Genomic DNA, 15973 nt, shown 5'->3' with positions numbered 1-15973 from the left:
TTAATGAATAATGAATTGAAAATAGCTACATTTGCAGGTGGATGTTTCTGGTGCATGGTTGAGCCATTTGATGAAAGACCAGGAATTGACTCTATTGTTTCCGGATATACCGGAGGTCACACGGAAAACCCTACCTATATGGATGTGATCACCGAACAGACGGGTCACAAGGAAGCGGTGCAAATCACGTATGATCCCTCCGTATTTCCATACGAACGACTGGTCGAACTATTCTGGCAGCAAATTGATCCAACGGACGATGGCGGTCAATTTGCAGACCGCGGAGAATCCTATACGACGGCGATTTACTATCACGATGAAGAGCAGCGTCAAATCGCTGAAGCAAGCAAACAGCAGCTTATAGAATCAGGTAAATTCAAACAGCCGATTGTCACCCCAATTCTTCCTGCTGAGACATTCTATCCAGCAGAAGATAAACACCAGAATTATCATAAGAAAAACGCTTTTCATTATAAGCGATATAAAAAAGGTTCCGGACGTGCAGGTTTTATTAAAGAACACTGGGGCTATAAAAAGGATCAGGAAGAGCTGAAGAAGCGTCTGAGTGATATCCAGTACAAAGTTACCCAGGAAGATGCAACGGAAAGACCTTTTCAAAATGCTTATCATGATCATGAAGAAGAAGGTATTTATGTAGATGTTGTATCGAAGAAGCCTTTGTTCAGTTCCAAAGATAAATATGATGCAGGATGCGGATGGCCGAGTTTCACGAAACCTATTGAAACCCAGGAAGTAAAAGAAAAAATGGATACTTCTCATGGAATGAGACGAACGGAGGTGCGAAGTGAATACGCTGACTCCCATCTTGGACATGTGTTTGAGGACGGGCCAAAAGCACAGGGGGGGATGCGTTACTGCATTAACTCAGCTGCATTAGAATTTGTTCCTAAACATGACATGGAAGAAAAGGGATATGGATATTTAACTCATTTATTTGAATAAAGAGCCAGAATAACTGTTCCTTTAAACACGTATTGGGATCTTATCCTCCTTCCCTCTGGTTTTGCAGGAAAATGCTATAATAAAATAAGAGGGGAGGGGTTCTTTTTGGGACGAAAGAAAGCTTTAACGAAACAGGATGTATTAGATGTAACAGGCGAAGTATTGCAAGCAGAGGGCTTACATGGTGTTCATTTTAAAAAGATAGCTGATCTACTTGAAGTTGGACGAAGTACACTCTATGAATATTTCAAGAATAAAGATGAGCTTCTGCTGGCCTATATGAAAAACATGATGAAGGAAATGAATGATAAAGTTGATCGAATTCCTTCCGATGATCCCCCTAATCACAAATTGTTCCAATTGCTGCAAATTATTTTAGAACACGCTCAAATCTATCAAATTGACAAAATGATTCAGGATCTGCAGTCAAGCGATAAAAATGCGGCGATCTATTACAAAAATGAATTGGATGTAGATTTAATGAAAACCTATGATTTGATGATGAATTGGATCTCCGATGCAAAAGAAACGGGTATATGGAATGAAAATACAGATTCAGGTTTGATCGGTGACTTGATTTTTCACTCTATTTTATTCCCTAACCGAAAGAGACTGGGAGTAGATGAATTAGCTTCTCAGCTTTTTGGGATGATTGAACACGGGGTTGCCGATAAGCCTGGTCAATAAAAAGCCGCTACCTGTACTGGAAGCGGCTTTTTCCTGAATTAACCGAAAAAGGGGTTGCGCCATTCTGTTAGTAATCCGTAATGGCAGGACTCTTCATCCTTAATATAATCAGCCATCGGTTTGATGGGAGAACGACCAGACTTTAATAAAAATGTTATTACCGGGTCCTTAATCTCAGCGCGGATGACGAGATTCACATATTCTTCAGGGGTAAGTTCCTGATGGTATTTATGGTAGAGCGGCATCCTTGCGCCACCGACGAGACGTTCAAGGTTCAAGTGAACGACGTTCTCATACATCGCTTGAGTGAGCTGCCGTCCAAGCCCCAAAGAACGGTAATCGGGGTCCACACACAGATCAACTACATAAAGAGTATTTCCTTCTGGATTATGCGTATTCATAGTGCCTTCACCTGTCATCGAATCCCACGAATGATCGATGGTTTCATTGGTCATATCCGTTATCATTGTGGTCATGGAACCTGCTACCACCCCATCTACCTCTATACAAATACATCCCTGTGGGAAGATTTCCAAATGATTAGCCAGTTGTTCTTTGTTCCACCATAGCTCTGGTGGAAAAGGGGGAGGAAACGCTTTTTTTTGAATTTGAATTAGATCTTCGAAGTCATTTTCGTAATAATTACGCAGGTGCAGATGATTAAAACGGGAACGAGCACGGTCGTAACCGTAAATCCATTTATCCATTTTAGGGAGACTCCTTTCCAAACTTATTTGATATGTATAGGATTGTGAGAACAGGTTGTGAAGTACAATGAGAGAAGTGAGGAGGTTCCAAATATTTCTATCCAAAAGTCTATTCTTACCTATACGTTAGCGCTAACTGCCGGGATCATATTCTGGCTGTTAAATCTTCCTCTTCCCTGGATTCTTGGTCCAGTATCCGGGCTGGTCATGCTGAAATACTGGTGCAATTATGAAACAACCAGTCACGTATCGATAAGAAACGCAGCATTTGCACTGCTTGGCATTCAGATAGGCCTCACTTTTACCACACAAACGTTCACCTTAGTCGTTCCTTATTTTATTCCTTATACACTACTCTCTCTTGTGCTTATTTCTCTCAGCTTATTTTTAGCCTATCTCATCTCAAGAAAAACAGCAATCGATATCTCAACCAGTTTAATTGGGAGTGCACCTGGAGGGCTTTCTGCCATGATGGCAGTCAGTGAATCATTAAAAGCAAATACAGTCCTCGTTACTATTTTTCATACGATACGCTTGGTTTGTGTATTATTTATTATTCCCTTTGCAGCTACCCATTGGTTTTATCAATCTTCTTCTTCCATTATGAACTCCAACACGCAGGAAGAATCGTTATGGACTATAGTCATCTATGGCGGGGTATATATTATCGCACACTTACTTAAAGCTCGGATTCCGGCAGCTTTAGTTATTGTTCCTATGCTTATCATTGGGCTGCTTCAATCTATTGGTACTCCCCTCTATCAATTGCCGGATTTATTTTTTATTGCTGCTCAAATTATGATAGGTGTCCATCTTGGCCATTCAGTTTCTATAAGAGATCTATTACACGCAGGGAAATACTGCCTGCTGTATTTTGGGTTGGCTATTATGATTATAGCATTTGGAATCGCTCTTGGATTTTTGCTTTCCTGGTGGACAGGTATGGATTTGGTAACCGCTGTGCTAAGTCTTGCTCCAGGAGGATTGGTGGAAATGGCTCTTACGGCTCAGGCGGCGGGTGGACAACCGGCCATTGTAAGCTCATTGCAAATGATACGTCTACTTACCATCGTGATCATTCTGCCTATTTTCTACCAAAAGTTCTTACCCAAAACCGTATAGGTCTTCTCTTTGACAATATCTCGAATTAAAGATAAACTGATATTCGACGATAAGCTAGGTGAAGAATAATGCAAAGGAGAAGCGATCTACTATGAAAATGAAGCATATATTCGAGCAAGGAAAGCCTGGAAATGAACGTGTACTGCTGTTGCTGCATGGCACTGGCGGGACGGAGAAGGATTTACTTCCCGTTGCTTCCATGATTGATCCTGACGCTTCCGTTTTATCAGTCAGGGGAAACATCTTAGAAAATGGGATGCCCCGTTTCTTTAAACGTCTGCGTGAAGGAGTTTTTGATGAAGAAGACCTGATCAACAGAACAAAAGAGTTAAACGAATTTCTTGCTGAAGCTGCAGATGCGTACGATTTTGACCGCAATAAAGTAGTGGCTATTGGTTATTCGAACGGAGCCAATATAGCTGGAAGTTTGTTATTTCATTATGAAAAAAGCCTGGAAGGTGCATTACTGTTTCATCCAATGGTTCCAAGGAGAGGCATACAGCTCCCTGTTCAGAAATCCTTGCCCGTATTTATTGGAGCCGGCGAAAACGATCCCATTTGTCCAGCTCAAGAAACCGTTGATTTAAAACAGATGCTGGAAGATGCGGGGGCACAATTGACAGATCACTGGGAAAGATCTGGACATCAGCTGACCGAATCAGAAGTGAAGGCAGGAAGAAACTGGTATGAAAAACACCTAATCTAATGAATGAAAGTGTTTGTAACGATTGAGTCCTCTTTCCTTTTCAAGGTATGATAGGGATACAGAAGAATAAGGAGGATGAAAAGTATGATTCACAAGACTTGGGAAAACAACCCAACAATTAAGCAGATTGAATGCGTCCATAATGATGCGGCCAAATTCGTGGTAGAAAATGTTTTAACGCCTGGTAAAAGGTATGATGTTAAAAATGAAAGTGAAGAATTTTATTTTGTTATTGATAATTCGGGTCGTATGGGCGGCTTTTACAAAGAATACTTTAAAGAAGTATAAACTCTTCCGGCAGTGCTTACGCGCTGCCGGTTTTTTTATGTTTAGTGAGCAGGATATGGGGAAGTTATGGATATAGAATATTAGGTATAAAGGAGCAATGAATATGGTAATTGATAATATTAGAATTTACCAGCCATCATCCCAGTACGATGAAAACACCCGATATGCTGTAGACGTAGAAGAAGATAAAATCATGGCCGTATATAAAAGCCCCTATAAAGGAGATAAAAATGTCATAGACGGAGAAGGGAAGGTGCTGGCCCCTTCCTTTAATGACAGCCATATGCACCTGTTGAGATTTGGTCTCTTAAAAAAAGAGTTGGATTTAACAGAGGTAACCAGCTGGCGAGAAATGAAAAACCTTGTGGAAAATCATTATGATGAAATGGAAGAATATGATTGGATTTTTGGAAAAGGTTTTAATGATGCTCAATTCGATGACATAGATTATTTACTTACAGCAAAGGACTTAAGTGAAATACAGGTAAACTCCTATATTTATTTCATGCACCAGGATGGACATGAATGTGTCATTAGTGAGCAGGCTATGGACTTACTTAGAAACGATAAAGGGTTTGAGAAAGAGCCGGAAGAATTTAAGGAAAAAGATGACCAAGGGAACTGGACCGGTCGATTTAAAGATACTGCCGTCCATTACATTAAGCACCATTTCTGGGGGCGTTCAGTAGAGGATGCCAAGGAGGCGATTTCAGCTGCAGTACCTTACTTAAGTGAAGTAGGTGTTACTTCGGTTCACAGTGACGACATTAATTTTATTGGTTCTTATGAGAAACTATGGCAGGCTTATACTGAATTAGAACAGGAAGGTAAGCTTCCGATCGATGCACAACTTCACCATTATATTTTCAATATAGATGATCTTCATCACTATTTGGATAGAAGCGCTATGCGAACAGGAGATGGAACGGATCAAGTAAAAGTCGGTGCTGTTAAAATCTTTCTTGACGGCACGCAGCGCTTGTTCACAGCAGCCATGAGAAATCCCTATCCTGAAGCGCCAGATACACAAGGAACATTAATTTATTCCCAGTCGGAGTTAAACGACATGGTAAGAACTGCTTCCGAAAACAACATGCAGGTAGCTATGCATGCCATCGGTGACAGGGCAGTTGAACAAGCCATCGAAGCCCTTGAACAGGATGGCGTGGATACAAGCAATCGAAGACATCGAATCATTCATGCTCAGACACTTGCACCTGATCTGCTTCGTCGATTAACAGATTTAAAACCCTATATTGAAACCCAGCCCTCTTTCTTGTTAGGAGAATGGGATAAAAAAGAAAAGTGGACGCCTGAAGAACTTGTTCCTTATTGCGATGCTTTTCAAAGTTTATATAAAGCCCAAATTCCGATTACACTCAGCTCCGATCTTCCGATTGGTGCTATTAATCCGCTCGTGTCCATTTACACGGCTGTGAATCGGATGGACCTGGACGGTCAGCCGCCTGGCGGTTGGATGCCGCAGGAGAAACTTTCGGTGGACGCCTCATTCTCAGGTTTTTACAATACTCCGGCAGAACTTGAATACAGAGAAAGAGAAAAGGGCAGAATAGAAGCGGATTACCAGGCTGACTTTATCCTATTAGACCAGCACCCTAAAGAGGTTGCTGTAGAAGAAATTAATACTATAGAAGTTGTAGAAACCTGGCATAGAGGGAAAAGAGTGTATAAAAAGTGACATTTTCTCCTGAGCTTCCTTGTCAACACTCCTCCCATCAGCGATAATAAGGATAAGGTTAATTTAAGGGGAGGATGGAGAAAATGGACAAATTGATTTTAGTACGCCATAGTGAAACAGAAGGGCAGCACGAGGATTCTCCGCTGACGAAATCAGGGGTCCGCCAGGCTCAGGTGTTAGCTAATTTTCTTGATCAATCCGGTTATGAAATTGATCATATTATTTCCAGCCCTTTTTTACGAGCGATCGAAACAATTAAGCCTTTTGCCTTAAGTAAAGGATTGTCCATAAAAACGGATGAGCGTCTAGAGGAGCGAATCTTAAGCCATGAACCCCTGGATGATTGGGAAGAAGTTCTGCATGATACGTTCAAAGATCCCGAATTAAAATTTTCAGGCGGTGAGTCATCACAGGAAGCAAAAAAGAGAATCCTCTCCCTTGTAGATGAGCTTGAACAAGAGGATTGCGGGAATGTACTTCTTGTCACACACGGCAATCTTCTTGCTTTGCTGTTGCAAAAGTATAACAGGGAGATCGGTTTTTATGAATGGAAACGTTTATCAAACCCTGATATGTTTTTAGTGCAGAAGCAGGGGGGAGAATACATGGTAGAGCGAATTTGGCAGGAGAATTACTAGCCCCCCGGGAAATTTGCTTAATTTAATCGAATTTTAGCGGAAGTAATTGCTAATTTATACTATAGTCGTTATCATAGAATTTAGTGTTTATTGAAACTAATTAACGTGAATAGTAATTTAAACACATTTAACAACTAGAAGGAGGAGAATATCTATGGCATTTGTTATTACATCCCCTTGTAAAGATGAAAAAGCCGGGGAATGCGTGGATGTGTGTCCTGTAGATTGTATAGAAGAAGGTAAAGATATGTTTTATATTGATCCTGACATTTGCATCGACTGTGGCGCCTGTGAAGCTGTATGTCCGGTTGAAGCGATTTATATAGAGGATGAAGTACCAGAAGAAGAAAACAAATACATCGAGTTAAACCGTAAGTTCTTTGAAGAACAATAACATTCATACTTAAAACCGTCTCTATTTATTATTTAGAGGCGGTTTTTTATAGTTCACGGTTTTGCGATCGTCCGGGGTATGAATAAGATTGAATTAAAAAGGGTAAATATCTTGAGAAGCTTTTAATAGGAGGGAACACTATGACTAAACTAAGCAATAAAGTAGCAATCATTACAGGAGCAAGCAGCGGAATAGGAAAAGCGATTGCCCATCATCTTGCTGACACAGGTGCCAATGTGGTGCTTGCAGCTCGGCGATCCGAGAGATTACAGGAATTAGCGAATGAAATTACAGAATCCTATAATGTAGAAGCTAAAGTAGTGGAAACGGACGTCACCAAGAAAGAAGATGTAGAGCAGCTTGTAAAAGAAACAAAGGATCAATTCGGAAGTGTCGATATCCTTGTTAATAATGCCGGCGTCATGCTTTTATCTTTCTTAAAAAATGACCACGTAGATGAGTGGGAGCAAATGGTTGACGTGAACATTAAAGGAGTACTGTTTGGCATTCATGCCTCTCTTCCTGTCATGCTGGACCAGGATGCTGGACACATTATTAATGTATCTTCTGTCGCCGGCCATGAAGTCTTTCCTTCAAGTACGGTTTACAGTGCAACGAAATATGCAGTTCGTGCTCTTTCCATGGGGATGGAAAAAGAATTGTCACGCTCAGGAGTTCGAGTGACAAACATCTCACCGGGAGCGGTAGATACAGAATTGACCGAACATATCACAGATGGTGAAGTCCTTGATATGTTCAAAGATCGCAGTATGGATCCTCTAGAAGCGAATGACATTGCACGCGCTGTTGCTTATGCGGCAACACAGCCTTCTAATGTCAATGTAAATGAGGTTATTGTGCGTCCAATGCACAAAAAATAATAGGGAATAAAAAATCTTGACCGCAGGATATCCTGCGGTCAAGATTATTAAATGGTCCGAAAACTATCATAACTATTGGTTACTTCTTTCTCGGTTATATCCAAAGCTTGAACTTTGGCAAAGGGTGTAGGACCTTCATTTATTTTATCTATGAATTGTTTCAGCTGGCGTCCTTCGCCTTCAGCATCAATTTCAACCGTTCCATCTGACTTGTTTTTAGCCCAGCCTGTTATATCAAGCTCGTCGGCAATTTGCTTGGCCGAGGCACGAAAGCCTACTCCCTGTACTCTGCCGTGAACAATTAAATGATTTCTTTCCATTTAGAAGCACCTCCTGCATTTGGTATATTGAAGTTTTCCCCATTCTTTACTACATAAAAACTAAAAGAGGTGAAAGATATGAAAAAGATCGAACTAACGGATATAGAAGGTTTCCGTATCGGTCAGGCTAAAGATTCTCATGCGAAGACAGGATGCACTGTTATGATTTGTGAAAAAGGGGCAAAGGGAGGCGTAGACGTTCGCGGGGGTTCGCCTGGAACTAGAGAAACAGACCTGCTCCGTAGTGAAAACCTGGTGGAGGAAGTACACGCCGTGTTTCTTTCAGGAGGAAGTGCTTATGGGCTGGATGTGGGCACGGGAGTTATGCAATACCTTGAGGAACATAACATCGGTTTTGATGTGCAGGTTGCGAGGGTTCCGATCGTCCCTGGTGCGATTTTGTTTGATCTTCATACAGGTGAATCCGGAATTCGTCCGGACCGGAAGATGGGGTATCAAGCCTGTACAAATGCATTCTCCCATGTTCCTTTTAAGGAAGGCACTGAGGGAGCAGGTGCAGGTGCCACGGTTGGGAAAGTTCTGGGACCAGATCATGCCATGAAAGGCGGACTAGGCAGTTATGCGGTACAGGCTGGAAATTTGAAAATTGGAGCTGTCGTAGCTGTGAACAGCTTTGGTGACGTCATTGATCCGGAAACAGGACAGATTGTGGCGGGCGTTCAGAAGGAAGGGCGCTTCTTAGGAACGGAGAATGTGCTGATTCAATCCATAGAAAAGACAGACACAAACCGATTTAGTGGCAATACAACGATAGGATCTGTTATAACTAATGCTAAATTGACCAAGCCACAAGCTAATAAAATAGCTGCCCTTGCTCATGATGGACTTGCAAGAACCATACGTCCCTCTCATACATTTGTAGATGGAGACACTTTATTTACATTAACTACAAATGAAGTAGAGGTGGATCTAAATGGTCTTTCAAGTTTAGCCGCTCATGTGGTGGAGCAGGCTGTACTTCGTGCCATTCAAGGTGCTCAAGCTATTAATGACAGTTGAATTTGAGTTAATGTAGAAACAAGGAGGCAGGAATTTGTACGCGTTTGTTTATGGATCATTGCGCAAAAATGAACAAAATCATCATTTCCTCGAAGGAGCTTCTCTTATATCCGAACAAGCCTGGACGAGCGGCGAGCTTTATTCAGGATCTTCTTATTATCCCCTCTTAATAAAAAATGAAGCTTCTCTTGCTTATGGGGAATTGTACGAAATTGATGAAGGCATGTTACAACAGTTGGATCGACTGGAAGGATACCGTGAGAAAGATCCAGATTCATTATTTAAACGGGAAACGTCAGCGGTTCATACGCAGCAGAAGAGTTATTCTGCGTACGTTTATTATTATCCCCATCCACCGGAAGGAAAACCAGTTCTTCACCGAGACTGGAAGGTGGAACAATTATTAAAGAAGGAATCCTATTATTATTTCGCTTTCGGATCATGTATGGACCAGGAGCGGTTCTATAAAAGCGGTGTTCAGAACTTATTTCAGAAAATTGAAGGTGGAGCTGAACTGCAAGGATATCATCTGGGCTTTTCTTATCACCGTGCTGATGGAGGGCGAGCAGATATTATCGAGAGAAGCGGAGACTCAGTAGAGGGAGTGGTTTATAACATTACGGGGAAAGCTCTTGATTATTTATTTCGCCGGGAAGGTGTAACAAACCAGGTCTACAGACCGGTAGTAGTTGAAGTGACTCTTCATAATGGCCCCGTGGTAGAAGCTCTTTCGTTTACCGTTATTCACAAAAAAGAAAATCTTACTCCTCCCCTGCATTACGCAAGAGAAATCCATCGCGGAGGACGTTACTATTTAAGTAAGAATTACATGGAACGATTGGAGCAGCGGCTTCAGCATGAGCTCCCTGTGAATGAATTTACAAAATACCTCCAGCAAATGGAATAGAGGAGATCAAGACATGGTAAAAACAAACTGGAAAACATATACGGCAAGAGATTTTTCTCATTTGCATTATGTCTCTTTTGAAAAAGACAGACCCAAAAATCGAGCTGTAATCCTAATCCATGGCATTACCGCTGAGTTGAACCACCAGGAAAAATTTGCTGAATCGCTGGAAATAGAAGCCGATGTATTTTTACCGATATTGAGAGGGTACGATCAATTGAACCCTCGCGGGGACCTTTCTTATATGGAGCAGTTTGATGATGATTTATTTGACTTCATCCATTTTGTTAAGAAAAAAGGGTATGATCAAATTTTATTAGTGGGTCACTCGATGGGATGTGCTAATTTGTTAAGGCTGATTCATAGAAATCCTAAGGCAGCTGATCATTACTTATTTATTTCTCCTTTTTTCCATCCCACTCTTTCTGTTTACCGTAATGATGCTACGGATCAGTTTAAACCTTCTACAGATGTGGACTATGTTGTGTATCAGAAAAAAGCAGGATCTCTAATGGTATTGTACAAATTAGGAGTAAAGCGCATTTTGAATTGGACGGTTGCTCAAATCCCGGATGAATTCCATCATACAGGAAGGCTATCGCTCAGCTTCCGCTTGATGATGTCCCGCTTTCTCGAGGAAGTGCCGACAGACTTATTTCGAGGAATGGAAGACCGAGTACGTACTTACGTAGGAGAGCATGATGAAGTAGTTCATCCGGAGCGTTTAAGCGAATGGTATGAAGATACGTTTGGGATGAACATGACAATTGTTAAAGACACCGATCATAATCATATTCTGCACGATCCCGCTTTTCACACCTCTATTAGGGAGTGGGTTAAGGGATAGGGGCTCAAGGAGAAAAAAATGAAACAGATTTATACAGACGTTATCCAGTTTAAGGGAAGTCATTATGCATTCGGACGTTATCAGGCCGAGCAGCTGCAAGAAAATCCGCTGCTTACTAAGTACCGAAACCGAAGAACCAAATCCATGCGTAAATACAGGGTCAATCAAAAGGAAGCCAAAGCTTTTTTTATGAAATATTCAAGCGGGCTGTGGGCTGAATTAGAAGGACTTTCAGCCGGTTTAGGATGGCCGCTGGAGGAGGTTGTTCATGAATTCAGCGGCTGGCAGCAGGACTGGGTTCACTCAGGATGCTCCATTATGGCTAAAGAGAACTTCTTTGCTCGTAACTACGATTATCATCCGAAAACCTATGAAGGACGTCTTGTTCTATTTCAGCCTTCGGAAGGTCATGCTTTGATTGGTCCTTCCCAACGTATCATCGGTAGAACGGATGGAATGAATGAATACGGTCTTTGCGTAGGGTATAATTTTGTTAATCGAATTAAACCAGGAGATGGTTTGATCTGTTGTCTTTTAACACGAATATTACTTGAAAATTGTATGACCACGGATGAAGCGATTGAGTGGTTAAAGGAGCTTCCCCACCGTCATTCCTTTAATTATGTCCTTTATGATCGGAGCGGAAATTCAAGAATTGTAGAGGGTTCGCCCAGAGGGATTCGTGTTCGGCAGGAAAGTGTATGTACGAATCACTTTGAAGTCATTCCTCAGGAAAACCGTCGCCACGTGGAAGAATCCCATACCCGCCTCCGTTCCTTAAGAGAAGGCCATCCTCAACTTTCCACAGGGAGAGAAGCTTTCAAGTACCTGAATGAAACCAGGCATCCAATCTTTTCGAAGAGGTACAGCCAGTGGTCAGGTACTATTCATACGGCGTGTTATTACCCTGAGTCTCTAACTATGCTTTTTGGGCTTGGAGGAGATAGCACTCCAGTCACATTCAGTCTGAGCGATTGGATGAAAGGGACCAGGTCACCAATTAAACGAGTTCTCGGGCAGTTAGATACCAAAGAACCACTTCCTTATATCGACAAATGAATTTTTTGAATGATCTTGTAAATAATACTCCATCGAAGTAATATCATGATACACTATACTCAAAAAGGGGAAAATGGCATGACAGCAACGAGAGAGACCGTAGCACAATTACAGAATCTCTATCAATACTTAAAAACGGAAGATCCTGCTCAGAGTGAGAAGGTTCTGGATGTAATTGATAAATTAATTCATGAAAAAGTAATGGTCGGGTTTGGAGGGCACTTTTCCGCTGGTAAATCCACGTTAATTAATCATTTGCTGGATAAACAAATGCTGCCTTCAAGCCCTATACCAACCAGCGCCAATATTGTGGAAATCACAGCTGGCGAACCTTATACGATGACTTACTTCCATCATGATCTTCCGGAAAAGTATGAAGGGGAAACGGATTTTGAAACGATACAGGCCTTGTGTAAGAATGGCAATGATATATCAAGAGTAGTGATCAGCCGTCCTGACTGCGGCCTGCCTGAACATGTTACCGTATTGGATACTCCTGGAGTAGATTCGACAAATGATGCGGACCGTTTAATTACAGAATCCTCTCTTCATCTGATGGATGTTCTGTATTATGTGATGGATTATAACCATGTTCAATCCGAAGTCAATGTTAAGTTTTTAATGGAGATGCAAGAACGCGGGACACCATTCTCTGTAGTCATTAATCAAATTGATAAACACAACGAAGCAGAACTGTCATTTGAAGACTTTAAACAGAGTGTCGAACACTCGTTCTCTAGTCGGGGAATTGAGCCTGAGGCCATATATTATATCTCTCTAAGGGACTTTTCTTATGATAAGAATGAGTATGAAGCATTAAAAGCAGCGTTTACCCAGTTGTATTCCTCTTCTTATGCTCGTGTGCAGGAGCAGGCTGTCAAGGCTGCAGAAACCATTATTGAGGAAAGCGTACATAATCGATCGGATGGATTTTTTCAGCGGGAACAGGAGTTAAAAGATCGTAAAGAGCACTTAGATAAAGGTATGAGTGAGAGCCATCTTACCCAGGAAGATCGAAGAGATACAGAACAAGTCATTTCAGAAGCTGCGGATCTTTTTAAACGGCGTGTATCTTCATTCATTCCGAACGCTTACCTCATGCCGAGTTCATTACGGGACGAAGCAGAAAAATTTCTTGAATCCAGACAGAGAGGCTTTAAAGTAGGGGTATTATTCACCAAGAAAAAGACGGAAGAAGTTAAAGAGGAAAGAGAATCCGCTTTTTATGATCAGGTCCTCGAGAGCATTGAAAAAAATTTAAAGTGGCCGCTTAAAGAACGTCTTTTGGAAGTTACGGAAGAGCTTTCGATAACTGATGAAGAGCTTCTGAATGAAATCCAGCGATTTAACTTCATATATGAGAAGGCTAAACTGCAGGATATGATAGAACCAGGTGCTTCTGTCACCGGTCACTATATTCTTCGGTATACGGATCAGTTGTCCAATGATATCAAGAAAGAGATGCGTCAGTTCGTGAATCAGTGGTGGAATCAAATCGAAAAGCACATAAGAAATGAAAAGAAAAAGGAGTACGAAAAAAACAAGTCGGTTTTCCAGGCTATGGAAGAAAAAGATCAGATTGTGGAAGAACTGGAACAGATGGAGGAAGATCTTGCTTCCTACCGAAAGAATTTGTACCAGAGCCTTGAAAATGAGACGCTTTCTTCCATGGTTAAGGATTTGATTAAGAACGACCTGGAGGAGCGCGAAAAGCGCGTTCAGCATAAACAGATTACAAGTGAGTTGTTGGAACAGACTGTAGAACGTAACTTTGACGAAGATCTGAGTCCGGAGCCCTCCCTCACAGAGGGCCAAGCTTCTATCGATTCCACACTGCAAAGAGTAACGAAGGCACTATCGATTGTAGAGGATGTTGAAGGCATTGACGGGTTAGTTCATCAGCTTCGGGATAAGCAGGACCGATTGCGTAACCGACACTATACGGTAGCGTTATTTGGCGCCTTTAGTGCAGGGAAATCATCCTTCGCTAATGCTCTTCTTGGAGATACTCTGTTACCAGCCTCTCCGAACCCCACCACGGCGACCATCAATAAAATATCGCCTTCCAGTGATGAAAACCCTCATGGTTCGATTCAGGCGATTGTAAAGAAAGAAGAAGAACTTTTAGATGATTTAGAACCGATTTTTACAAAGTTGGAATTGCGAAGTGATACTCTTTCCGGTTACGTAACACAATTGGAGAGTGTAAAGGACCTGAGCCGTCTGGATCACAGATCCACTTCATTTTTAGAGGCTTTTTTAAATGGATATAACTCGATGAAAGAACATTTAGGTCAGTCCATTTCTATTCCGTGGAATGAATTTTCTATGTACGTAGCTGAAGAGTCTAAATCGTGTTTCATCGAATCTGTGGAAATCTTTTATGATTGCCCTTTCACGGAGGCAGGAATTACGCTGGTGGATACGCCAGGAGCGGATTCAGTGAATGCCAGACACACCGATGTATCGTTTGAATATATCAAGGATGCGGATGCTGTCCTGTTTGTCACATACTATAACCACCCATTCTCCAAAGCCGATGAATCTTTCCTTACGCAATTAGGACGCGTCAAAGATAGTTTCGCTATGGATAAGATGTTCTTTATTATAAATGCGGTAGATCTGGCCTCTTCAGAAGAGGAAGTAAAGCATGTAGAAAAATATGTAGCCGATCAGCTGGGGCGATTCGATATTCGAAAGCCACGTCTTTTTTCACTATCCAGTCTAATAGGGTTACGAGAAAAACAGGGGGAGCGAGGCCAGTCATCCGGTATTAACGCGTTTGAAGCTCAGTTTAATCAGTTTCTGCATGGGGAGCTCGCTGAGGTTTTAACTCAGTCTATGGAGCGGAACTTAAATGAATTGAAAGAGACACTTGCTACGTTTATTGAGAATAATCAACTCAACGAAAAAGAGCGGAAACAGTTCTTGAAAAAAGCAAAAGCTCAACATGAGGAAGCTCTTGATGTAATAAAAGACTTCGACCGCATGAAAGAAAAAGAATCACTGAAGAATAAAATAGACAAACAGATCTATTATGTGCATCACCGAATGATGCTGAATTTCACGGATTATTTTAAGCGTCATTTTAATCCGGCCACCATTAATGGGAAAGATCAAACTATTCAGGATCAACTTAGAGAAGCACGTGATGAATTGGTTCAGGAAATAGAATTTGAGATGAATCAGGAGTTCAAAGCGGTAGGTGTTAGAATTGAGCGTCTTCTTGAAGGTTTGATTGACCAAATACAACAGGAATCTGAAGGCGAGTTAAAAAAAGTAAGAAAACACCTTAGACTGGAACGCCGGGAATGGCCATCGATTCCTTTACCTGCATTCCATGGAGAGCTTGTGATCGATGAGCGTCAATCCTCATCTATATTGAAAAAGTTTAAAAGTCCACGTGCTTTTTTTGAGCTTAATGAAAAAGAGGAGATGAAAGATGAATTCGCTGACCTCATCTCTCCCATCTTAAAAAATCAGCTAGATGAAGCAAATAAAATTATGAAAGACTATTATGAGCAGCAATGGCAATACCTCCTGGAAGATCATGTACATGAATGGCGCCATCAAATTGATGCTTCCTTCAATAGCCTGATTCATAGTGTAGAGAACCCGCCCGATATTGGTCCTCTAGAGAAAAAGTTTGAACAGATAAATAAACTGGTCTAACCTGAGCATTGTGTTCATAAGCTAGATCAAGTGAAAAGATATCTACGTGTAAGGACTTCTTCC

Annotated in this window: 16 protein-coding genes; 14 read left to right on the top strand and 2 right to left on the bottom strand. The window is 41.5% G+C overall.

Going from position 1 to position 15973, the window contains the following annotated elements; translation table 11 throughout:
* Positions 1-3 precede the first annotated feature (3 nt).
* Positions 4-963 carry a peptide-methionine (R)-S-oxide reductase MsrB gene (gene msrB, locus HBHAL_RS10795; RefSeq protein WP_014643446.1) on the top strand — a complete coding sequence of 320 codons (960 nt, stop codon included), beginning with the start codon at positions 4-6 and terminating at the stop codon, positions 961-963.
* 105 nt (positions 964-1068) lie between these two features.
* Positions 1069-1650: a TetR/AcrR family transcriptional regulator gene (locus tag HBHAL_RS10790; RefSeq protein ID WP_014643445.1), complete on the top strand. Its 582-nt coding sequence runs from the start codon at positions 1069-1071 to the stop codon at positions 1648-1650.
* A gap of 38 nt (positions 1651-1688) precedes the next feature.
* On the opposite strand, the gene HBHAL_RS10785 is transcribed toward HBHAL_RS10790, so the two are convergent.
* A complete protein-coding gene (locus HBHAL_RS10785) occupies positions 1689-2357 on the bottom strand; it encodes a GNAT family N-acetyltransferase (RefSeq protein WP_014643444.1) in 669 nt (222 codons plus the stop codon).
* A 57-nt stretch (positions 2358-2414) separates the two neighbouring features.
* Here HBHAL_RS10785 and HBHAL_RS10780 point away from each other — a divergent pair, with 57 nt between their 5' ends.
* From HBHAL_RS10780 to HBHAL_RS10750, 7 genes are all read left to right on the top strand, one after another.
* On the top strand, positions 2415-3479 hold the full coding sequence (locus tag HBHAL_RS10780; RefSeq protein ID WP_014643443.1) for an AbrB family transcriptional regulator: 1065 nt from the start codon (positions 2415-2417) through the stop codon (positions 3477-3479).
* 97 nt (positions 3480-3576) lie between these two features.
* Positions 3577-4185 (top strand): alpha/beta hydrolase, encoded by a 609-nt coding sequence (locus HBHAL_RS10775; protein ID WP_041601655.1) that lies wholly within the window; start codon positions 3577-3579, stop codon positions 4183-4185.
* 84 nt (positions 4186-4269) lie between these two features.
* Positions 4270-4473, top strand: coding sequence for a DUF6501 family protein (locus HBHAL_RS10770; RefSeq protein WP_041601333.1), 204 nt, complete (start codon positions 4270-4272; stop codon positions 4471-4473).
* Positions 4474-4576: 103 nt separating this feature from the next.
* Positions 4577-6172, top strand: a complete 1596-nt coding sequence (locus HBHAL_RS10765; RefSeq protein WP_014643440.1) for an amidohydrolase — start codon at positions 4577-4579, stop codon at positions 6170-6172.
* A gap of 83 nt (positions 6173-6255) precedes the next feature.
* Positions 6256-6810: a histidine phosphatase family protein gene (locus tag HBHAL_RS10760; protein ID WP_014643439.1), complete on the top strand. Its 555-nt coding sequence runs from the start codon at positions 6256-6258 to the stop codon at positions 6808-6810.
* A gap of 154 nt (positions 6811-6964) precedes the next feature.
* Positions 6965-7204 carry an indolepyruvate ferredoxin oxidoreductase subunit alpha gene (locus HBHAL_RS10755; RefSeq protein WP_014643438.1) on the top strand — a complete coding sequence of 80 codons (240 nt, stop codon included), beginning with the start codon at positions 6965-6967 and terminating at the stop codon, positions 7202-7204.
* Positions 7205-7344: 140 nt separating this feature from the next.
* A complete protein-coding gene (locus tag HBHAL_RS10750; RefSeq protein WP_014643437.1) occupies positions 7345-8085 on the top strand; it encodes an SDR family oxidoreductase in 741 nt (246 codons plus the stop codon).
* A gap of 47 nt (positions 8086-8132) precedes the next feature.
* Here the strand turns inward: HBHAL_RS10750 and HBHAL_RS10745 are convergent, their stop codons facing one another.
* Positions 8133-8405: an acylphosphatase gene (locus HBHAL_RS10745; RefSeq protein ID WP_014643436.1), complete on the bottom strand. Its 273-nt coding sequence runs from the start codon at positions 8403-8405 to the stop codon at positions 8133-8135.
* A 78-nt stretch (positions 8406-8483) separates the two neighbouring features.
* Here HBHAL_RS10745 and HBHAL_RS10740 point away from each other — a divergent pair, with 78 nt between their 5' ends.
* The 5 genes from HBHAL_RS10740 to HBHAL_RS10720 all read left to right on the top strand — a co-directional run bounded on the left by HBHAL_RS10740 (position 8484) and on the right by HBHAL_RS10720 (position 15910).
* Entirely contained in the window at positions 8484-9425 is a 942-nt protein-coding gene (locus HBHAL_RS10740; RefSeq protein ID WP_014643435.1) for a P1 family peptidase, read from the top strand.
* A 34-nt stretch (positions 9426-9459) separates the two neighbouring features.
* Positions 9460-10332 carry a gamma-glutamylcyclotransferase gene (locus HBHAL_RS10735; RefSeq protein WP_014643434.1) on the top strand — a complete coding sequence of 291 codons (873 nt, stop codon included), beginning with the start codon at positions 9460-9462 and terminating at the stop codon, positions 10330-10332.
* 13 nt (positions 10333-10345) lie between these two features.
* Positions 10346-11179: an alpha/beta hydrolase gene (locus HBHAL_RS10730; RefSeq protein WP_014643433.1), complete on the top strand. Its 834-nt coding sequence runs from the start codon at positions 10346-10348 to the stop codon at positions 11177-11179.
* An 18-nt stretch (positions 11180-11197) separates the two neighbouring features.
* A complete protein-coding gene (locus HBHAL_RS10725; RefSeq protein WP_014643432.1) occupies positions 11198-12238 on the top strand; it encodes a C45 family autoproteolytic acyltransferase/hydolase in 1041 nt (346 codons plus the stop codon).
* A gap of 78 nt (positions 12239-12316) precedes the next feature.
* Positions 12317-15910 (top strand): dynamin family protein, encoded by a 3594-nt coding sequence (locus tag HBHAL_RS10720; protein ID WP_014643431.1) that lies wholly within the window; start codon positions 12317-12319, stop codon positions 15908-15910.
* Positions 15911-15973: the final 63 nt, after the last annotated feature.

The organism is Halobacillus halophilus DSM 2266 (assembly GCF_000284515.1).
Classification (GTDB): Bacteria; Bacillota; Bacilli; order Bacillales; family Halobacillaceae; genus Halobacillus; species Halobacillus halophilus.
This window is presented reverse-complemented; position numbering and strand designations above follow the sequence as displayed.